At 72.5% G+C, this 20085-nt stretch carries 15 protein-coding genes; 10 read left to right on the top strand and 5 right to left on the bottom strand.

Translation table 11 applies throughout. From position 1 onward, the window contains the following. Positions 1-127 precede the first annotated feature (127 nt). Complete coding sequence (locus tag AB0J12_RS27975; RefSeq protein ID WP_363267221.1) at positions 128-1402, bottom strand: MFS transporter; 1275 nt, start codon at positions 1400-1402, stop codon at positions 128-130. Between the two features lie 164 nt (positions 1403-1566). On the opposite strand from AB0J12_RS27975, the gene AB0J12_RS27970 reads away from it, so the two are divergent. From AB0J12_RS27970 to AB0J12_RS27945, 6 genes are all read left to right on the top strand, one after another. Beyond that, positions 1567-2538 (top strand): LysR family transcriptional regulator, encoded by a 972-nt coding sequence (locus AB0J12_RS27970; RefSeq protein ID WP_363267220.1) that lies wholly within the window; start codon positions 1567-1569, stop codon positions 2536-2538. 359 nt (positions 2539-2897) lie between these two features. Next, positions 2898-5108 (top strand): transglycosylase domain-containing protein, encoded by a 2211-nt coding sequence (locus AB0J12_RS27965; protein ID WP_363267226.1) that lies wholly within the window; start codon positions 2898-2900, stop codon positions 5106-5108. Positions 5109-5164: 56 nt separating this feature from the next. After that, positions 5165-6448, top strand: coding sequence for a hypothetical protein (locus tag AB0J12_RS27960; RefSeq protein ID WP_363267225.1), 1284 nt, complete (start codon positions 5165-5167; stop codon positions 6446-6448). 151 nt (positions 6449-6599) lie between these two features. Beyond that, on the top strand, positions 6600-7739 hold the full coding sequence (locus AB0J12_RS27955; RefSeq protein ID WP_363267224.1) for an amidase domain-containing protein: 1140 nt from the start codon (positions 6600-6602) through the stop codon (positions 7737-7739). A gap of 259 nt (positions 7740-7998) precedes the next feature. Beyond that, positions 7999-9378 carry a nitrate/nitrite transporter gene (locus tag AB0J12_RS27950; protein ID WP_363267218.1) on the top strand — a complete coding sequence of 460 codons (1380 nt, stop codon included), beginning with the start codon at positions 7999-8001 and terminating at the stop codon, positions 9376-9378. A 140-nt stretch (positions 9379-9518) separates the two neighbouring features. Continuing rightward, positions 9519-10670 (top strand): uroporphyrinogen-III synthase, encoded by a 1152-nt coding sequence (locus AB0J12_RS27945; protein WP_363267216.1) that lies wholly within the window; start codon positions 9519-9521, stop codon positions 10668-10670. Positions 10671-11614: 944 nt separating this feature from the next. On the opposite strand, the gene AB0J12_RS27940 is transcribed toward AB0J12_RS27945, so the two are convergent. Next, on the bottom strand, positions 11615-12154 hold the full coding sequence (locus AB0J12_RS27940) for an anthrone oxygenase family protein (RefSeq protein WP_363267215.1): 540 nt from the start codon (positions 12152-12154) through the stop codon (positions 11615-11617). A gap of 158 nt (positions 12155-12312) precedes the next feature. Here AB0J12_RS27940 and AB0J12_RS27935 point away from each other — a divergent pair, with 158 nt between their 5' ends. The 4 genes from AB0J12_RS27935 (at position 12313) to AB0J12_RS27920 (ending at position 17013) form a co-directional block, all read left to right on the top strand. Continuing rightward, positions 12313-12978: a CGNR zinc finger domain-containing protein gene (locus AB0J12_RS27935; RefSeq protein WP_363267214.1), complete on the top strand. Its 666-nt coding sequence runs from the start codon at positions 12313-12315 to the stop codon at positions 12976-12978. 219 nt (positions 12979-13197) lie between these two features. Further along, positions 13198-13779, top strand: a complete 582-nt coding sequence (locus tag AB0J12_RS27930) for a sigma-70 family RNA polymerase sigma factor (RefSeq protein ID WP_103784269.1) — start codon at positions 13198-13200, stop codon at positions 13777-13779. A gap of 59 nt (positions 13780-13838) precedes the next feature. Beyond that, on the top strand, positions 13839-14600 hold the full coding sequence (locus AB0J12_RS27925) for a zf-HC2 domain-containing protein (protein ID WP_363267213.1): 762 nt from the start codon (positions 13839-13841) through the stop codon (positions 14598-14600). A gap of 118 nt (positions 14601-14718) precedes the next feature. Then, positions 14719-17013 (top strand): UvrD-helicase domain-containing protein, encoded by a 2295-nt coding sequence (locus tag AB0J12_RS27920; protein ID WP_363267212.1) that lies wholly within the window; start codon positions 14719-14721, stop codon positions 17011-17013. Between the two features lie 463 nt (positions 17014-17476). Here the strand turns inward: AB0J12_RS27920 and AB0J12_RS27915 are convergent, their stop codons facing one another. The 3 genes from AB0J12_RS27915 to AB0J12_RS27905 are packed head-to-tail and all read right to left on the bottom strand — an operon-like array spanning position 17477 to position 20067. Further along, complete coding sequence (locus AB0J12_RS27915; RefSeq protein WP_363267211.1) at positions 17477-18151, bottom strand: AAA family ATPase; 675 nt, start codon at positions 18149-18151, stop codon at positions 17477-17479. Between the two features lie 34 nt (positions 18152-18185). Next, a complete protein-coding gene (locus AB0J12_RS27910; protein WP_363267210.1) occupies positions 18186-19010 on the bottom strand; it encodes an ABC transporter permease in 825 nt (274 codons plus the stop codon). Between the two features lie 37 nt (positions 19011-19047). Beyond that, entirely contained in the window at positions 19048-20067 is a 1020-nt protein-coding gene (locus tag AB0J12_RS27905; RefSeq protein WP_363267209.1) for an ABC transporter ATP-binding protein, read from the bottom strand. Positions 20068-20085: the final 18 nt, after the last annotated feature.

Genomic DNA, 20085 nt, shown 5'->3' with positions numbered 1-20085 from the left:
GCCCGCTACCGGGAGTCCCGCAAGGGGTTCGTCTCCCGGGTGACGGCGGCGCTGACCGGGCGGCCCGATCCAAACGACAGGGCCTGGCATCCCCAGCGCCCTGGCGCCCCGCCCCCGCCCTCGTCCCTCAGGCCGGTCTCCGTGCCTGGTGGGTCAGGGCGAGGAGGAGGGCCAGGGCTGCGGCTGTCACCGGGACGCCGTAGCCGGCTGTCGGGGAGAGGTGTTCCACCATCCAGCCTCCCGTGGCGCTGCCGCAGGCGATGCCGCCGAGGAGGCCCGTCACGGCGAGGGTCATGCCCTCGTTGATGCGGCCCTCGGGGGTGCGTTCCTGGACCAGCGTCATCGTGGTGATCATCGTCGGCGCGGTGGCCGTCCCGGCGGTCAGCAGCGCCGGCGCGAGGACCAGCAGCGAACCCGTCAGGGACGCCGCCAGCAGAGGCAGCGTCAGCAGGGCCGCCATCGCCGCCAGACACCACGGGTGGCGCCATTCGGCCGGTCCGGACGGGCGTACGGCACCGAAGACCAGGCCCGCCACACAGGAACCGGCCGCCTGCAGGGCGAGGACCACACCCGCCGCCTGGTGCCCGTGTGCGTCCGCGAACGCGATCGTGACGACCTCCGTCGCCCCGAACACCGCGCCCAGCGCCAGGCACACGGCCAGCAACGGCGGCAGTCCAGGCGTGCGCAGCGGCGAGGCGAGGGTCGTACGCGGATGCGGCGGCGGTTCCGTCGATCGCTGCGCGGCGAACAGCAGCACGCCGGTGACCAGCAGGGCCGCGCCGACCAGCGTGCCCGCCTCGGGGAAGAACGTCCCGCACAGGAACGCCGCCAGCACCGGCCCGAGCATGAAACAGAGCTCGTCCGCCGACTGTTCGAAGGAGTTCGCCGTGTGCAGGGCCTCCGGCTCCCCCTTCAGCAGGTGCGCCCAGCGGGCGCGGGACATGCCTCCGGTGTTGGGCGTGGTCGCGGTCGCGGCGTACGCGGCGAACAGCGTCCAGTCGGGCGCGCCGGTGCGCACGCACAGCAGCAGCGCCAGGCTGCCCAGCGCCGCAAACAGGGTGGCGGGGACGGCGACCCGGGCCTGCCCGTGGCGGTCGACCAGGCGTGCGATGCGCGGCGCGAGCACCGCGGTCGCCGCGAGCCCGGTGGCGGTGACGGCACCGGCCAGCGCGTACGACCCACGGGTCCCGGCGATCATCACGACCGCGCTCACACTGAACATGCCCATGGGCAGGCGGGCCAGGAGGTTCCCGAGTGTGAACGCGAACGCGCCTCGGCGGGCGAAGAGGCGGCGATAGGGGCCGGGAGGGCGGTCAGGCGTGCGGGAGGTGAAGTCGACGAGGACGACGGTGTCGGCGGTCAGGGTGGGCAGGGGCGCGGGCGGCGGGGAGGTATGCGGCATGCAGCCAGGCTGACGCGGCGGGGATCGAGGGGTCCAACACCTGATCGCCACCGATTCACGCACCCGCGTTGTCAATCCGGTCCGTTGTCAGTTCGGCCCGCGGTGGAACCGGTCCGTGGCGGAAGCCGGTCGTGATCCAGGCACCCGCGTTGTAGGTTCGCCGGATGCCGTCCCCGTCCTCCGTCGACCCCCGCCTGCTGCGCGCCTTCGTCGCCGTCGCCGAGGAGTTGCACTTCACCCGCGCCGCCACCCGGCTGTACATCGCCCAGCAGGCGCTCAGCCGGGACGTGCGGCGGCTGGAGCGGGACCTGGGCACCGAGCTGTTCCTGCGCACCACCCGCCAGGTCGCGCTGACGCCCGACGGTGAACGGCTGCTGCCGCTGGCCCGTCGGGTGCTCCAGGCGCAGGACGACCTGCTCGCCGCCTTCGGGCAGGCCCGCCCCCTGCTCGTCGACCTCAACTCGCCCGGCCTGGGCACCGGCCGCCGCGTCCTGGAGCGGGCCCGCGCCCTCGCCCCCGACTGCGAACTGATGGCCCGCTACGAGAGCGGTCTGACCGGCGCCGCCGCCGAGATGATCGCCGGCCGCCTCGACGCGTCGTTCGGCCGCTTCGCCGGCCTGGACCCGGCGCTGCGGGCCGCCCTGGACCACCAGCCGGTACGCCACGAGCCGATGGCCGTCATCCTCCCCGAGGCGCATCCGCTGGCCGCGCGCGAGGCGGTCCCGCTGGCGGCGCTGGCGGGGGAGACGGTGTACGCCGGTGCCGGCAACCCGCGCACGCCGGAGTGGACCGATCTCGCCGGACTGCTGTTCGAGGGGCGGGGCATCCGGATCGCGCCGCCGGCTCCCCTGGCCGTCGGGGAGGAGGAGTTCCAGCGGCTGATGGCCAAAACCGGCCATCCCGTCCTCGCCGTCGTCGGCTTTCCCGCCCTGCCCGGCACGGTGGTGCGGCCGCTCGTCGACCCGGTGCCGCTGTCGCCGGTGTCCCTGGTGTGGCGACGCGGGCTCGCCCATCCCGCGCTCGACGCCCTGCGCAGCGCTGCCGCCCGGCTCACGGCCGAGGAGGGCTGGCTGCGCCGGCCGCCCGGCGGATGGATTCCGGCCGTCGACGACGTCACAGGGCTGTCTCACGACTGACACATGTCCGCTGTGGATACTCGTGCCGGAGCCAGCTCCGAGGCTCACCCGAGGACCCGCGGCGGCACGCACCGCCGTAAGGGGTCCGGGCCTGTCGGCCAGGGCGGTAAGCGCGTCCAGCCACCCACTGGTTCCGGACGTTCAATGTCCGATGCGTGTTGTTTCCCACCCTGCGGGTGTGCGTGGGATTCGAAAATGTCGCTGATAACTTGTGAAGCCTGGTGCCACGACCGCTCAGCTCACCGCGCGAGCGAGGGCGAGTGCGGAGGGGAGACGCAAGCGTGACCGATGCGTCGCAGGGGGAGGACCGGCCCCGCGGGGAGGGACCCGTCGAGCAGCCGCTCGATGCTCAGACGACCATGCAGCTCAGACTCGGCGCCGTACCGGCGGACGAGACCATGCAGTTGCGAATACCTCCGACCGCGGAGCGCTCCGAGGAGCCTGCCGCGGGCGGTGGCCGCGCCGAGCGCCGGCGTACCGCCCGCCGCTCGACGACGGAACGCGCCGTGACGGGGGCGGCGAACCTGCTCGCGCCCCTCACGCCCCACGCGCGCCGCCTGCTCGCCCTGTCGGTCCCCTACGCGCGCCGCCTCGCCGCCTACGCGCGTCGCATCAAGCCCGTCTACCCGCGCCCCGGCCGGACCGGATGGCGGCGGTGGCTGCCCTCCTGGCGTCAGTGGCTCGGTGCCACCCTGACCTCGTTCGTCCTGCTCTGCGGCTTCCTCGTGACCGCCTACGCGCTCACCGACATACCGGACGACCTCAACTCGTACGCGACACAGCAGGACAACGTCTACTTCTGGTCCGACGGCACGCCCATGGCCCGCACGGGCTGGGTGCAGCGCCAGGAGATGCCGCTGAAGGACATACCCGAGGACGTCCGCTGGGCGGTGCTGGCGGCGGAGAACCAGAGCTTCTACTCGGACCCGGGTGTCTCCGTCACCGGTATCACGCGGGCGCTGTGGCGCACGGTGGGCCAGGGCGACACCGAGGGCGGTTCCACCATCACCCAGCAGTACGTCAAGAACGTCTATCTCACCCAGAACCAGACGGTGAGCCGCAAGTTCACCGAGGCGATGATCGCCCTCAAGCTCGACAACAAGATGAGCAAGGACGACATCCTGGAGGGGTACCTCAACACCAGCTGGTTCGGCCGGGGCACCTACGGCATTCAGCGCGCCGCCCAGGCGTACTACGGCAAGGACGTCAGCAAGCTCAACGCCTCCGAAGCGGCCATGCTCGCCTCGCTCCTGAAGGGCGCCGGTCTGTACGACCCCACGCTCGGCAAGGCCAACCACCAGCGGGCCGTGGAGCGCTGGAACTGGATCCTCGACCGCATGGTCAAGATCGGCAAGCTGTCCCCGCAGGAACGCGCTAAGTACACGGTGTTCCCCGACCCGCTCAAGACGAACCCGCTGTACGACACCGGCGAGCAGAGCGACTACCTGGTGGAGCTCGCCTCGCAGTACGCCAAGAAGGCCGGGCACCTGACGGACAAGGAATTCGACCTCGGCGGCTACCAGATCTACACGACCTTCGACCGCAAGCGGGAGAAGGCGCTCACCGACGCCGTCACCCAGGCCCGCAAGAAGGCGCAGAAGGACCATCCGGAGGCCGCCAGGACCGGGCACTACGGCGCCGCCTCGGTCGACGCCGACGGCCGGATCCTCGCGGTCTACGGCGGCCCGGACCACCGCAAGCAGGGCTACAACGAGTCCAACGCGACCACCGTCCCGGCCGGCACCGCGTTCCTGCCCTTCGTCTACGCCGCAGGCCTCGAACACGGCGTGCGCGCCACGCGCGGCGGCCCCGTCACTCCCGTCACGCCGGAGACGGTCTACGACGGCGACGACGGCATCCCGGTCACCACGCCCGAAGGCCCCTACTGGGACCGCAGCGGCAAGAAGGTCGCCGCGCACAACGACGGCGGGAAGTCCTACGGGAGGATCACCCTGCGTCAGGCGCTCGCCCGGTCGGTCAACACGCCGTTCATGCAGCTGGGCATGGACACCGGCCTGGACAAGGTGAGCGCGACCGCCGAGGCTTCCGGGCTGCTCCCCTCCAGCATCGGCCCGCACGTGCCCGCCCTGTCGCTGGGCAACTCCACGCCGAGTGCGATCCGGATGGCGAGCGGGTACGCCACCTTCGCCGCCGGGGGCAGTCATACCGAGCCGTACTCGGTGCGCCGGATCACCCGCAACGGCGCACCGGTCGCCCTGCTCGTCCCGAGACCGGCCCGTGCCGTCGGCGCGCAGGTGGCCGAGGAGGTCACCGAAGCGCTCGCCGACGCCTTCCGCACCGCCCACCCGGACGAGGCCGCCCGCCACCCCGGGGTGGCGGGCAAGGCCGGCACGGCGCGGAAGGCCGGTGCCGGAGGCACCTCCGCAACCGCCGGGCAGGACACCGCCGCCTGGTACGCCGGCACCGCCGATTCCGTGTCGACGGCGGTCGTCGTCTACCGCCTGGACCTGGCGAAGTCCCTGGAGCCGCTGCCCCTGGGCGGACTGGCCGGAACGGCCGTCGACAACGTGCCGTACAACCTCTGGTCGGCCGCGATGGGTCTTGGCTGACGAACCGACCCGCACCGCCCTCGTCCTTTTCGGAGATTGAGCCGCCCATGCCTCGCATGAAGTCACCTACGGGCCGCCGTCGAGCAGCCGCTCGCTGGAGCCTGCCTGCCGCCACCCGCCCGCAGATCCTGACGCTGGCCGCGTTCATCGTCGTCGTCTCCCTCCTGGCGGGTTATCTGGCCCTGGCCCGCGCGGACGACAGTGGGCCGGCTGCCACCGGCGGCACGCAGGACAAGGCCGCCGCCCCGCAGCCCAGTGCGACCTCCTGGGACGGCAAGACCAAGGTCCTCGGCGACGGGTCCACCTCCTACACCGGCCCGCAGAAGGGCCGGCTGAAGCCCGAGCCGCTCAAACCCGGCGAGAAACCGCCCCAGTTCGTCGTCTTCTCCTGGGACGGCGCCCTGGAAGGAAGCGACCACCTCTTCTCCCACTACCGGGAACTGGCCAAGCGGTACGACGCCCACATGACCTTCTTCCTCACCGGCATCTACCTGCTGCCCAAGAGCAAGAAGTCCCTCTACCACGGGCCGATGCACTCGCCCGGCGACGCCGCGATCGACTACGCCACCGACGACCACATCCGCACCACCCTGGAGCAGCTCCGCCTCGCCTACGAGGACGGCAACGAGATCGGCACCCACTTCAACGGTCACTTCTGCGAGACCAAGGGCGGCGGCGACTGGAGCGTCGAGCAGTGGAAGAGCGAGATCGACCAGTTCTTCTCCTTCGTGGAGAACTGGAAGACCAACACCGGCTTCACGGACGTGCCCGCGCTCCCCTTCGACTTCAAGCAGGAGGTCACCGGCGGCCGCGCCCCCTGCCTGGAGGGCCAGGCGAACCTGCTGAAGGCCATCAAGAGCTACGGCTGGCGCTACGACGCCAGCTCCCCGGGCGACTTCCAGATATGGCCGTCCAAGAAGAACGGCATATGGGACTTCCCGCTGCAGATGCTCCCGTACGAGAACGGCAAGTACCAGGGCCTGTCGATGGACTTCAACTTCCTCTACAACCAGTCCGAGGGCGAGACCCACGGTGACGCGGCCAAGTACCCGCAGTGGCAGCAGCAGACCGTCGACTCCTACCTGGCCGGCTTCAACCGGGTCTACTACGGCAGCCGGGCACCCCTGTTCATCGGCAACCACTTCGAGGACTGGAACGGCGGCATCTACATGAAGGCCATCGACCAGGTGGTCGAACACGTCTGCACCCAGAAGGACGTGAAGTGCGTGTCCTTCAAGGAACTCTCCGACTGGATGGACGTCCAGAAGCCGCAGACCCTCGCCGCGCTGCGCAGCCTCGATCCGGCGCAGTCCCCGGACTGGTCCGCGGTCGTCAAGTGACGTTCCCTTCGGGCGGGTTCCACTTCTGTAACCCTCTTCACATCCGCTGCACATGTCATGCGAAGATGCCCCTCCCCGGTAGGTGTACCGGCGTAGAGGGGAAACATCATTGAAATCGAGAAGACTGAGCCGTAAGCGGCGCCGCGCGACCATAGTCACGGCCGCGGCTGCCTCGGTCGTGGCGGGCGTGGCCCTGCTGCCCAACTGGAGCGCGGGGGCGGCCGTCACCGACGACCCGACGGTCGACGCAGCCACCAAGGCCACCTTCCAGCGGCTGGCCGACGCGGTCTTCACCGACCGTACGCAGGCGCTCGTGGACGGCAAGGGCAGCACGGGGACGCGGCACACGACCGGGTTCTCCGGATCCGTGCGCATGTCCGGAGGGCAGACGCGCCAGCAGGACTCCGCGCTCGACCAGCTGCGTGGCCGCAGGTCCCGCCTCGCCCAGCTGGGTGAGAAGTACAGCGCGGCCAGCACCGGCGTCACGCTCGACGCGACCGAGGTCCACGGCCGGCGCGCCAAGGTGGCGGTCACCGAGACCACGAGCCTGACCTACAGCAAGCAGACGGGCAAGGAACCGAAGACCACCGGATTCCAGGCCCATCACGAGCTGACCTTCCAGGCCGACCGTCACGGTGTGTGGCAGCTGACCGGCATCCGCGACACGGACGACGGCTACCTGGCCGTGAACCAGGTCGTCACGCCGTCCGTCGCCAAGGCGAACACCGCCACCGCCGACGACGGCCCGCCCTCGGCGACCCGCGCGAGCACCAGCTGGTCCGGGCCGGCCAAGCCGAAGGACTTCTCGGCCACCGGTTACGACTACAAGGCCATGGCGGCGTACGCGGCCAAGTACTGGAAGAGCTACAACCCGGCCTACCCGGACTTCAACGGGCACGGGGCCGGCGGCGACTGCACCAACTTCGTCAGCCAGTCCCTGAAGGCGGGTGGCTGGAAGCACGTCCCCGGCTACACCTACGACTGGCACAAGTGGTTCGGCACCGCCGACATCCAGTCCGACTCGTTCGTCGGCGTCAACGAGTTCTCCTGGTTCGCCCTGTCCTCCAAGCGCGTCACCAGCCTCGCCAACGTCTACCAGCTGGACGTCGGCGACGTCCTGCAGATGGACTTCAACCGGGACGGGTCCAAGGACCACTCGATGATCGTCACCTACCGCGACCGCTATGGCGTGCCGTATGTGACGTACCACTCCACCAACACCTACAACAGGTCGGTGGCCAGCCTGGTCGCGTCCTACCCCACCGCGTACTTCTACGCCTACCGCACCTGATCCGGCTCCCGCGGCTCCTCCCTGCCGCGCCCGCGACGACGGTCCCGCACAGGGACGTCGGCTCGCGGCAGGGAGGAGACCCACGGCACAGGGACCTTCGCCGCGACGAGGCCCTCACCTCCGCCCCCGCCCCCGAGTGAGAGCAACGTTCCCTCCCGGTCACCCACAGCCACAGCGCGGAAACGCGCCCTCCCTAGCGTCGGGACCCGGCCACCCGCAAGGCCGCCGTGGACCGAGCCCGTCGCACCGTGGAGGCGTCATGACAGCCCCAAGCTCCGCTCCCGCCCCCGGCAGGGGCGGCCGCTGGATCCGGCAGTGGGATCCGGAGGACGAGACCTTCTGGAAGCAGACCGGAGAGAAGATCGCCCGCCGGAACCTGCTGTTCTCCGTGTTGTCCGAGCACATCGGTTTCTCCGTGTGGACCATGTGGTCCGTGCTGGTGCTCTTCATGGGGCCCCAGTACGGGCTGACCCCCGCCGACAAGTTCCTGCTGACCTCGATGGTCACGCTGGTCGGCGCGGTCGTCCGGGTGCCCTACACCTTCGCCGTCGCCTTGTTCGGCGGACGGAACTGGACCGTGATCTCCGCCGGTCTGCTGCTCGTGCCGAGCATCGCCGCGTTCGTCGTCATGGAGCCGGGAACCTCGTTCTCCACCTTCCTCCTGGTCGGCCTCCTCGCCGGTGTCGGCGGCGGCAACTTCGCCTCCTCCATGACCAACATCAACGCCTTCTTCCCGCTGCGGAAGAAGGGCTGGGCCCTCGGGCTCAACGCGGGCGGCGGCAACATCGGCGTGCCCGTCATCCAGCTCGTCACCCTCGCCATCATCGGCGCGGGCGGCGGACCGCGCGTGCTGCTCGGGATCTACATCCCGCTGATCGTCCTCGCCGCCGGCCTCGCCGCGTGGAAGATGGACAACCTGGAGAACGTCCGCAACGACACCGGCGCCGCCAAGGACGCAGCCCGGGACGCCCACACCTGGATCATGTCCCTGCTCTACATCGGCACCTTCGGCTCGTTCATCGGCTACTCCTTCGCCTTCGGGCAGGTGCTCACCAACCAGTTCGGGCGTACGCCGCTGGAGGCCGCCTACGTCACGTTCATCGGCCCGCTGCTCGGCTCCCTGATCCGCCCGCTCGGCGGCCGCCTCGCCGACCGGTACGGCGGAGCGCGCATCACCCTCGCCAACTACGTCGCCATGGGCGCCGCGACCGCCGTGCTGATCTTCGCCTCGATGCAGAAGTCGCTGGCGCTGTTCACCGGCGCGTTCGTGGTCCTGTTCGTGCTCACCGGGCTCGGCAACGGCTCCACCTTCAAGATGATCCCCGGCATCTTCCAGGCCAAGGCGCAGGCCAAGGGCCTCACCGGCGAGGCGGCGGCCTCCTACGGGCGGCGGCTGTCCGGGGCGTCCATGGGACTCATCGGGGCCGTCGGCGCCCTCGGCGGGGTCGGCATCAACCTCGCCTTCCGGCAGTCCTTCCTCTCCTACGGCTCCGGCACGGGCGCGTTCGTCGCCTTCCTCGCCTACTACGGCGTCTGTTTCGCCGTGACATGGGCCGTATACCTTCGCCGTACGGCCGCGCGCAGCGGGGCCGGAGTCGCCGCCGAGGCGAAGCCGCAGCTCACATACGCCGAGGTGTGACGCGGTATCGGTAACACCGTGGACATCAAGCCGAACCGAGCCTGTCACGCGCCGTTGACAGGCTCGGTCGGCATGCAGGTACACCGGGCCCAGGGATGCCGGCGGCAAGGGACGACTACCGAAGTGCGGGACGAGTAGCCATGGACGAACAGCTTCAGCGACCAAAACACGGACCCCTGGCCGGGTTCACCGTGGGGGTGACGGCCGCGCGCCGCGCCGACGAGCTGGCCGCGCTGCTCCAGCGGCGCGGTGGAGCCGTCGTGCACGCGCCCGCCCTGCGGATCGTGCCGCTCGCCGACGACGGTGAGCTGATGGCGGCGACCAAGCAGCTGATCGGCCAGGCGCCGGACGTGGTCGTCGCCACGACCGCGATCGGGTTCCGCGGCTGGGTCGAGGCCGCCGACGGATGGGGGCTCGGCGAGCAGCTGCTGGAGCGGTTGCGGACGGTGGAGCTGCTGGCCCGCGGGCCGAAGGTGAAGGGCGCGGTGCGTGCCGCGGGGCTCACCGAGGACTGGTCGCCGTCCAGCGAGTCCATGGCCGAGGTGCTCGACCGGCTGCTCGCCGAGGGCGTCGACGGCCGCCGTATTGCCGTACAGCTGCATGGGGAGCCGCTGCCCGGGTTCGTGGAGGCGCTGCGGGAGGGCGGGGCCGAGGTGGTGGGCGTACCGGTGTACCGGTGGATGCCGCCGGACGACCTCGCGCCCCTGGACCGGCTGCTGGACGCCGCTGTGGCTCGTGGGGTGGACGCCGTCACCTTCACCAGCGCGCCCGCCGCGGTCTCCCTGCTGAACCGGGCGGAGGAGCGCGGGCTGCTGCCGGAACTGCTGGCCGCCTTCCAGCACGACGTGCTGCCCGCCTGCGTCGGCCCGGTCACCGCGGTGCCGTTGCAGGCGCAAGGGGTGGAGACCGTGCAGCCGGAGCGCTTCCGGCTCGGGCCGCTGGTGCAGCTGCTCTGCCAGGAACTGCCGGGCCGGGCCCGCTCGCTGCCCGTCGCCGGGCACCGGGTGGAGATCCGCGGGCACGCGGTGCTGGTCGACGGTGAGCTGCGGCCCGTGCCGCCGGCCGGGATGTCCCTGCTGCGGGCCCTGTCCCGGCGGCCGGGCTGGGTGGTGTCCCGCGCCGACCTGCTGCGGGCTCTGCCGGGTGCCGGCCGCGACGAGCACGCCGTGGAGACGGCGATGGCCCGCCTGCGCACGGCCCTGGGCGCCCCCAAACTGATCCAGACGGTGGTCAAGCGCGGCTACCGCCTCGCCCTGGACCCAGCAGCCGACGCGAAGTACGCGGACGCGTAGCCCTCCGGGGGTTCGGGGGACGTCTGTGGGCCTGCGCCGGGTGGGGTAGGTCTGTGTGCCTGCGCCCGGGTGGGGGTGGTGTCGGGGGTAGGTCTGTGGTCCTGCGCCCGGGCGGGGTGGTGCGGGGTGGGTTTGTGGCCCTGCGCCCGGGTGGGCGTGGTGCGGGGTGGGTTTGCGGTCCTGCACCGGGCGGGGGTCGCGCTGGGTATCTCTGTGGTCCCGTGCCGTGTCCGGGGTGGTGCGGGGGTGGGGCTCCTGCCCTGGGCGGGGGGAGCGGGGGCAGGTCTTCGGGCCTCGCGCCGTGCCTGCGGTGGTGCGGAGGTCAGTGCGCGAGCCTCGCCGGGTGGGGTGGGGGCGGGTCGGTCTGTGCGCCCCGCGGCGGGCGGGAGCCGCGCGGGGTTGGGCATGCGGGCCCGCGGCGGTTGGGGCGGGCGGGGCCAGGAATGTGGGACTCACGCCGGGGCCGGGGTGCGGCTGCCGTTCCGCCCGCGTCGGGCGGGGAGGTGCGGAGCACGTCCGCGGGCGCGCCGGGGCCGACCGGAGGCACGTCCGCGGGACTCGCGCCGGGCCGGGCCTCCACCCTGCGGTCACCGTGATGCTGGGCGGCAGCCACCCGCGGTCACCGTGACACCGGGCCTGGCAGCCACCCGCGGTCACCGTGGCGCCGGGCCGCAGCCACCCCGGTCACCGTGACGCCGGGCCTGGCAGCCGCCCGCGTTCACCGTGACGCCGGGCCCGGCAGCCCGCCGCGTTCACCGTGCGCCGGGCCTGGCAGCCGCCCGCGTTCACCGTGACGCCGGGCCCGGCAGCCCGCCGCGGTCACCATGACGCCGGGCAGCAGCCACCCGCGGTCACCGTGGCGCCGGGCGGCAGCCACCCGCGGTCACCGTGGCGCCGGGCGGCAGCCCCCCAGTCACCGTGATGCCGGCGGCAGCCCGCCGCGGTCACCGCAACGCCGGGTGGCGGGCTACGTCGGCGGCAGCCACCGGCAGCGGTCGGCGGGCGCGTGGGAGCGCGGCGGTCAGGAAGATCGTCGCCAGTGTGGTCAGGACCGTCCTGACCACGTTCCACGTCACCCACGGGTCCTCGAAGTGCTCACGCAGCGCCGCCGGATCACCGGGGCGGGCCAGTGCGTCGTTCAGGGGGACGTTCACGACGACCGTCACCGCGAACGCGAGGGCGGACGCGGCCAGCGCCGCCCACACCCGGCCACGCCCCGGCGCCTGCCGCAGCTGCCACGCGGCCAGTGCCGTCAGGGCCGGCGCGCCCAGGAAGACCAGCAGGAACAGCGGGTTCTGGATGACGTCGTCGATGTCCCGCATCACCTCGACGTAGACGCGGTCGTCGCTGCGCGCCAGCGCCGGCATCACCGCGCAGGCGAAGATGAGGAAGACTCCGGCGAGCAGTCCCGAGGTGACCGCGGCCGCGCCCAGTACCGTCCCGGCGGCCGTCGGCCGGGTCCTGTTGTCCGTCGTATCAGCCATGTCCTCAGTCAAGCGGCGGGCGTCGCCGCGGGACATGGCTCAGGCGCGCGAGCGCATGCGCGGGCGTCCAGGCGGTCGGAGGGCTACCCGGCGTGCCGGTGGGCAGGCACTGTGGAGGGGAGCGATTCCGCGGGGCGACCCTAGGCGGTGACAGGGACATGGCATTCGGTACGGCCACGGCACCGGACGAACTGCGTTTCGACGCCGGGCGGGTCTGTCTCGACCTGCTCGCCACGACGCACCCTGTCGAACGGCTCGGCTCCGTCGAGGTGCTGTGCGCCTGGATCACCGGCTCGGGCCTCGTCCCGTCGGGCACTCCACTGGCTCACGCCGACCCGACCTGGCTGCGCGGCTTCCGCGAACTGCGCGAAGACCTGGGCCAGTTGGTGCGCGGCTGGCTCGCCCCCGGACCCCTGCCGTACGACCTCGCCCTCGCCCGCGTCAACGACGCCGCCCGCACCCCGCCACCCGCCCCGCGCGCCGCACGCCTCCAGGACGGCACGCTCGTGCGGGAGTTGGCGGACGTCCCGGAGTGTGCCGCCCTGCTGGCCGCGGTCGCACGGGACGCCGTGGAACTGCTCACCGACCCCGTCGCCCGGGCGGCGCTGCGCCAGTGCGAGGGCGACAACTGCCCGATCGTCTACCTCGACACATCCCGGGGCCGCCGGCGCCGCTGGTGCTCCAGCGAGGTGTGCGGCAACCGTGAGCGGGTGGCCCGGCACCGCCGCCGGGTCGCCTCCCGCCAGCCCGGCGCCCCCACGGTCACCCGTTTCGCCCCGTCCGCCCGAAGTGCGTCGACGCCGGCTCGAGGAGCGCCGAAGTGATCTCGGTTACACCATGTGTACCTACGCTCCCGTAGGGAAACGAGTGGCGACCTTGCTCGCGGTGGGGGAAATGTAAAGAAGGCGGGGCGGGAATGTGGGTGCATGTCCGTCCTCGTCACCCCGCCCCGCGAAAATCGTCCCCGCGTATTGAACATCGGACGCCCCTCTTCCGTACCCGTGGTCGAGCGACCGACTGGGGGGAAGCCCCGGACACCGGAGGTGGGCGTGCGCAAGGATTCCGTCGTGGCCAATGAACGTGGATCGAGGGCCCGACATCGCGCTTCCCAGCCGTCGGAACCCGACGAGGAGCTGGTGCGCGCCCTGTATCGCGAGCACGCCGGACCCCTGCTCGCCTACGTGCTGCGCCTGGTCGCCGGAGACCGGCAGCGCGCCGAGGACGTGGTGCAGGAGACGCTCATCCGTGCCTGGAAGAACGCCGGCCAGCTCAATCGAGCGACCGGTTCGGTACGCCCCTGGCTGGTGACGGTCGCACGTCGCATCGTCATCGACGGCCACCGCAGCCGGCAGGCCCGGCCGCAGGAGGTCGATCCGTCGCCGCTGGAGGTCATCCCCGCGGAGGACGAGATCGACAAAGCGCTGTGGCTGATGACGCTGTCGGACGCGCTCGACGACCTGACCCCGGCCCACCGGGAGGTGCTCGTCGAGACGTACTTCAAAGGGCGTACCGTCAACGAGGCGGCCGAGACGCTGGGCATCCCCAGCGGCACCGTCCGCTCAAGGGTTTTCTACGCCCTGCGGTCCATGAAGCTGGCACTGGAGGAGCGGGGGGTGACGGCGTGATGAGCGGATACGGGGACATGCGAGGATTCGGCATGGAAGGCCCGGGTAACACTGGACCCATGCAGGGATCACCGGGCCCGAACGAACACGAGACCGTCGGCGCCTACGCCCTGGGGATTCTCGACGACGCCGAAGCAACCGCTTTCGAAGCCCACCTCGCCACCTGCGAATGGTGCGCCCAGCAGCTCGACGAACTCGCCGGCATGGAACCGATGCTGTCCGCGCTCGCCGACCTGCCCGGCGCCGGCACGCCCGTGATCGGCGAGTCCCTGTCGGCCCGGCCCAGCCCGCGGCTGGCCGAGAAGCTCGTCGACGAGATCGCCGAACGGCGGGCCGCCAAGCGCCGCCGCGGTTTCTACATGGTGGCCGCCGCAGCCGCGCTGATCGTCGGAGGTCCGCTGGTCGCCGTCGCCACGACCGGCTCGGACTCCGGGGGTACGACGCAGGCCGCGCCGGCGAGCCCCGCGAAGACCCTGTTCTCGACGATGGGCGACAAGGTCACGGCGCACGACGCGGCGACCGACGTCACCGGGACCGTCGGCATGGCGCAGAAGGACTGGGGCACGCAGGCGGTCCTGGAACTGAAGAACGTCAAGGGTCCGCTGAAGTGCAGCCTGATCGCCGTCGGCAAGAACGGTGAGCGCGAGACCGTGTCCTCGTGGTCGGTCCCTGGGTGGGGGTACGGGATCCCGAACGCGAAGACGGAGGAGGCGAAGAATCCGCTGTACATCGGGGGTGGGGCGGCGTTCGCACCGAACGAGATCGACCACTTCGAGGTGATGACGTTCGACGGGCAGAAACTGGTGCAGATCAAGGCGTGAGCCGCCGGCGGCTGCGAGGCGCGCCTTGCTCCTCGGCGCCGACAGGCGCTGCCCCTCGCCTCGCGTGGCCTCCTTCGCGTACGGTTGACGGCTGCCCAGCACGTCAGAAGGGGGCCCGGTGGCCGCTCAGGCACAGCAATCCGCGGTCGAACCGGTTCACGACTCGGTTCGGGACCGGGAGATCACCGTCGAACAGGAACACCTGGACCGGGTGTACCGGCGGCTCGAGGAGAAGATCCACGAGGCCGAGTTCCTCATGAACGACGCGGCCCGGCGCGGCCAGGTCGGCACCCCCGGCGCGCTCGCCGAGCGGGACGCGCAGGTCTTCCGGGCCGGCGTGCACCTCAACCGGCTGAACAACGAGTTCGAGGACTTCCTCTTCGGCCGGATCGACCTGCTGCTCGGCAAGGACGGCAAGAAGGGGCCCGACGGCGCGTACACCGCCGTGGAGCCCGCCGACGGCGCCGTGCGGCCCGACAACACCGCCGACATCGCCGAGACGCTGCACATCGGCCGGATCGGCGTTCTCGACCAGGACTACGCGCCGCTGGTCATCGACTGGCGGGCGCCCGCCGCCGCGCCGTTCTACCGGTCCACGCCGGTGGACCCGGGGCGGGTGGTACGGCGCCGGGTCATCCGCTCCAAGGGCCGCCGGGTCCTCGGCGTCGAGGACGACCTCATGCGGCCGGAGCTGACGGCGTTCCTCGACGGGCACGAGCTGCCGGTCATCGGCGACGGCGCGCTGATGGCGGCGCTCGGGCAGGCCCGCACCCACACCATGCGGGACATCGTGGCGTCCATCCAGGCCGAGCAGGACATGGTGATCCGCGCGCCCGCCGCGTCCGTGACGTATGTCGAGGGCGGGCCGGGCACGGGCAAGACGGCGGTCGCGCTGCACCGCGCCGCGTACCTGCTCTACCAGGACCGGCGCCGCTACGCGGGCGGCATCCTGATCGTCTCGCCGACCCCGCTGCTCGTCGCCTACACCGAGGGCGTGCTGCCCTCGCTCGGCGAGGAGGGCCAGGTCGCCATCCGCGCGATCGGCTCCCTGGTCGACGGGGCCGAGGCCACGGTGTACGACTCCCCGGCCACCGCCCGCGCCAAGGGCTCCAGCCGCATGCTGAAGGTGCTGCGCAAGGCCGCCCGGGGCGCGCTGGAGGGGCCCGACGCCCCGGCCCGGCTGCGCGTCGTCGCCTTCGGCCGGCGCCTGGAGCTCGAGTCGGGGCAGCTCGACGCGATCCGCCGCAACGCCCTCGGCGGTACGGCCCCGGTGAACCTGCTGCGCCCGCGCGCCCGCAAGCTGCTGCTGGACGCCCTGTGGGAGCAGTCCGGTGCCGCGGGCCGGCACACCGACCCCGAGCTGGCCGCCGAGCTGCGCTCCTCCTTCGACGACGACGTCAGCACCGAGGACTCCTTCCTGCAGTTCCTGGACGCCTGGTGGCCCGAGCTGACCCCGCGCGGCGTCCTCGCGGCGATGGCCGACGAGAAGCGGCTCGGGCGCTGGGCGCGCCGCGCCCTGAACCCGGGTGAGGTCCGCAAGGTCGCCCGCTCGCTCAGACGCGACGGGTACTCCGTGCACGACATCGCGCTGCTGGACGAGTTGCAGTCGATCCTCGGCGCCCCGGTCCGCCCGAAGAAGAAACGCGAGCTCGACCCGCTGGACCACCTCACCGGTCTGGAAGAGCTGATGCCGGTGCGGGAGGAGTCGCAGCGCGAGCGCGCGGAGCGGCTGGCCGCCGAGCGCGTCGAGTACGCCCATGTGATCGTCGACGAGGCGCAGGACCTCACGCCCATGCAGTGGCGCATGGTCGGCCGCCGCGGCCGGCACGCCACCTGGACGGTCGTCGGCGACCCGGCCCAGTCCTCCTGGTCCGACGTCGACGAGGCCGCCGCGGCCCGCGACGAGGCCCTCGGCACCCGTCCGCGCCGCCGCTTCCAGCTCACGGTGAACTACCGCAACCCGGCGGAGATCGCCGAGCTGGCCGCGAAGGTGCTGGCGCTGGCCATGCCCGGCTCCACGGCCCCGTCGGCGGTGCGCTCCACCGGCGTGCAGCCGCGGTTCGCGGTCGTCGCGGAGTCGCTGGAGAAGACCGTGCGGGCCGAGGCCGAGCGGCTGCTCGGCGCGGTGGACGGCACGGTCGGCGTCGTCGTCGCGATGCAGCGCCGCGAGGAGGCCCGGCGGTGGCTGGCCGGGCTGGGCGACCGGGTCGTGGCCCTCGGCAGCCTGGAGGCCAAGGGCCTGGAGTACGACGCGACGGTCGTCGTCTCGCCCGCGGAGATCGCCGACGAGAGCCCGGCGGGGTTGCGGGTGCTGTACGTCGCGCTGACCCGGGCCACGCAGCAGTTGACGGTGGTTTCGGCGGAGCGGGACGAGGCGGATGGGGTGGGGGTGCCGGATCTGCTGCGGGACTGATGCCTTGCGGCGCTTGGGCCGGTTTTTGTCTGCGGGTGCGTTGTGGCTGGTCGCGGGTGCCTGTGCGGGTGCGTTGTGGCTGGTCGCGGGTGCCTGTGCGGGTGCGTTGTGGCTGGTCGCGGGTGCCTGTGCGGGTGCGTTGTGGCTGGTCGCGCCGTTCCCCGCGCCCCTTTGATGCCTGCGGCGGCCCGTTGCGGTGCGTCGTGGCGTGCGTAGCGCCTGCGGTTCGTTGTGGGTCGGGGCCGGGGTGGGGGGTGTCCGTCCTCGGTCCGGCCGCCCGTTTCCGACGAGGGCGCCCCTGCCCGGTGCCGGCCGCTGCGGGCGGACACCCCCCACCCCGTCCCCTTCCCGCCGTACGCGGGTGCAGCAACGCCGTGGCGCGCGCCTTCGTCTGGGCTGAGCTGCGGGCAGTCGTGAGCGAGCGCACCCACCCCGGCCAGTGCCCCCCGCGGGACAGACGCACCTACGCCGGCGGCGCCCCGTAACCCCCCAGCGGCTCCGGGTCTCGGGGGCCGAAGAGGGCTGTGAGGCCGAGGTGGACCAGTAGGGCCGCCAACGGCCACGCCAGCAGCGCGCCCTTCGCTCCCAGTTTCAGCGGCGCGGAGAACGTGACGCCCTCGCCCACCGCCTTCGCGTGGGCGATGACGTCGGATCCCGGGCCGAGCCATACGCCCAGGCGCCAGGCCAGCAGCGACGCGAGCAGGCCGCCGACGCCCAGGCCGGCCACCAGCGGCACGCCCCCGCGCCGTCGCCACAGGAAGACGATGCTCCCGCTGAGCACGCCGAACGCGAGCGCCAGCAGCGTGAACGTTCCGTCGACGCCGATCGCCTGCTCGCCCTCGCTGTCCTTGAGGTAGACGACCCAGCTGTGGTCCACGACGCTGCCCACCAGCGGCACGTGCGGGGCGAGCCACCACCACAGCACGCCGAACAGCAGGCCCGCGACCGTCACCGCCCCGGTGACCACGGCGGCCTCACGCAGTTCCGTCTTCATCCCGGGCCCGTCCTGTCCGTACACGGCGTCCTGCGGCGCAGGAGTCACATACCCGTATCCGTCCGCGGCAGGCGGACCGGCCTGGTCGGAGGGGTACGAGGAGTGGTTGTGCGGCCCGGAGGGCGGTGTCAGCGGTGCGGTCACCCCCACATCGTGCCAGGTGCGCCCGCGGGCCGCGTCACCGGACGGCGGCCCGCCGGTACGCCCAGGTGGCGACGGCCAGCGACGCCATCCCGACCCCGGCGCACACGGCGAGGTCACCGAGCACGTACGCCCAGTCGGGGCTCGCCGCGAAGGTCCGCGCGAGGGCCTCGACGCCGTAGGTGGACGGCAGCAGGTCACGGGCCAGCCGTACGACCTCCGGCATCCGGTCGGCCGGCAGCACGCCCAGCAGCAGCGCCGCGGACATGCCCAGCTGGCCCAGGAGCGTGGCCAGTTCCGGGCGCGGGGCGAGCAGGCCGCAGGCCGCGCCGAGACCGGACAGCGCGGCGCCGGCGAGCGGGATGACGGCGGCCAGCACCCACAGGTGGGTCAGCGGCAGCCCGAACAGCACGCATCCGAAGACGGCGGTGACCACCGTGCCCGGCACCGTGAAGGACGCGTACGCGGCCGCCGCGCCCAGCACCACGGCGGCCGGCGGTACCGGCAGCGTGGCGTAGTGGTCGAGGCCGCCGCTCGCGCGCAGCTGCCCGAAGTACTGGGCGAGCAGGTTGAGCGCGACGAACGCGACGACCAGCACAGCGGACCCGGCGACGACCGGCTCTGCCTCGTTGCCGCCGTCCACCACCCCGCGCATCATGACCAGGATGCCGATGGACTGGAACGTCGCCACGAACAGCAGCGGGATCCGCGCGACCCGCGCCCGGGACAGCTGCGCCCGGTAGACGGCGCCCAGCGACGGCCACAGCCGGGCGCGCGGCCCGAGCTCGGCCGGGGCCGGGGCGGCGGCCCGGGCCACGCCCCGGGCGCTGCCCGACAGACTCTCGGCGGGTACGACACTCACGTGGAGCTGCTCCTTGTCGGTACGGCACTCGCCCGGCTCATGCCTTCACCAGCCCCTGCCGTGCGGCGCCGCCCAGGGCCAGGTAGACGTCCTCCAGGCTGGGCGTGGCGAGCGTGAAGTCGTCCAGCGCCGCGAAGGCGGCACCGCCGGTGACGGTCGCGACGGCCGCGCGGGCCTCCTCGGGCGCGAGCCGGAGCGTCCAGCGGCGCCCGGACTCGGTGGCGCGGTCGCGCAGCGCGGCGACCTCCGGCACGTCCAGCGGGGCGCGCTCGCGCCACACCAGTTCGACCCGGACCTCGTCGGCGACCTGCTCCTTGAGCCCGGTGGGTGTGTCGCAGGCGATGATCCGGCCCCGGTCGAGCACGGCGACCCGGTCGAGGACGGTCTCGGCCTCGATGACGTTGTGGGTGACCAGCAGCACGGTCGTGCCGCGTTCGGCGCGGCGGCGGTCGACGGCGGACCACACCGCGCGGCGGGCCACGGGGTCCATGCCGGTGGTGGGTTCGTCGAGGACGAGCAGCGGCCGTTCACCGACCAGCGCGGCGGCGAAACAGGCGAGCCTGCGCTGGCCGCCGGACAGCTTCTTCAGCGGGCGTCCGGCGATCGGCGTGAGGCCCAGTTCCTCCAGTACGGAGTCCCGCTCGGCGCGCGCCCGGCGGATGTCCAGGCCGCGCAGCCGTCCGGTGGTCTCGGCGGCCAGCGACACGGTCAGCTCGTCGAGAGCGGTGGACTCCTGGCCGAGGTAGGCGAGGATGCGGGCGGCCCGCTCCGGGTGGCGGACGATGTCGTGCCCGAGGATCTCCACGCTGCCCGCGTCGGGGCGCATCAGCCCGGTGAGCTGGCGGACGAGGGTGGACTTGCCGGCGCCGTTCGGCCCGAGCAGACCGAAGATCTCGCCCCGCCGGATGTCCAGCCGTACGTCGTCGGTGGCGCGCACCTCGGGCGTGCCGGGGGCACCGCGCCGGGCCCGCACGGCCGGATACGTCTTGATCAGTCCGCGCACCGCACAGACGACCTCACCGAGGGGCCGTTCCGATGGTGCCGTGCGCGTACTCACAAAGGACGAGACTACGGG

Source organism: Streptomyces sp. NPDC049915, from assembly GCF_040656475.1.
Lineage (GTDB): Bacteria > Actinomycetota > Actinomycetes > Streptomycetales > Streptomycetaceae > Streptomyces.
Note: the sequence above shows the minus strand (reverse complement) of the source record. Positions and strands in the feature narration are given on the sequence as shown.

What these genes read in the sequence shown, in the direction of transcription:
- AB0J12_RS27975 (WP_363267221.1), bottom strand. Translation starts at nt 1,402, where the DNA reads ATGCCGCATACCTCCCCGCCGCCCGCGCCCCTGCCCACCCTGACCGCC.
- AB0J12_RS27970 (WP_363267220.1), top strand. Translation starts at nt 1,567, where the DNA reads ATGCCGTCCCCGTCCTCCGTCGACCCCCGCCTGCTGCGCGCCTTCGTC.
- AB0J12_RS27965 (WP_363267226.1), top strand. Translation starts at nt 2,898, where the DNA reads ATGCAGCTCAGACTCGGCGCCGTACCGGCGGACGAGACCATGCAGTTG.
- AB0J12_RS27960 (WP_363267225.1), top strand. Translation starts at nt 5,165, where the DNA reads ATGAAGTCACCTACGGGCCGCCGTCGAGCAGCCGCTCGCTGGAGCCTG.
- AB0J12_RS27950 (WP_363267218.1), top strand. Translation starts at nt 7,999, where the DNA reads ATGACAGCCCCAAGCTCCGCTCCCGCCCCCGGCAGGGGCGGCCGCTGG.
- AB0J12_RS27945 (WP_363267216.1), top strand. Translation starts at nt 9,519, where the DNA reads ATGGACGAACAGCTTCAGCGACCAAAACACGGACCCCTGGCCGGGTTC.
- AB0J12_RS27940 (WP_363267215.1), bottom strand. Translation starts at nt 12,154, where the DNA reads ATGGCTGATACGACGGACAACAGGACCCGGCCGACGGCCGCCGGGACG.
- AB0J12_RS27935 (WP_363267214.1), top strand. Translation starts at nt 12,313, where the DNA reads ATGGCATTCGGTACGGCCACGGCACCGGACGAACTGCGTTTCGACGCC.
- AB0J12_RS27925 (WP_363267213.1), top strand. Translation starts at nt 13,839, where the DNA reads ATGCAGGGATCACCGGGCCCGAACGAACACGAGACCGTCGGCGCCTAC.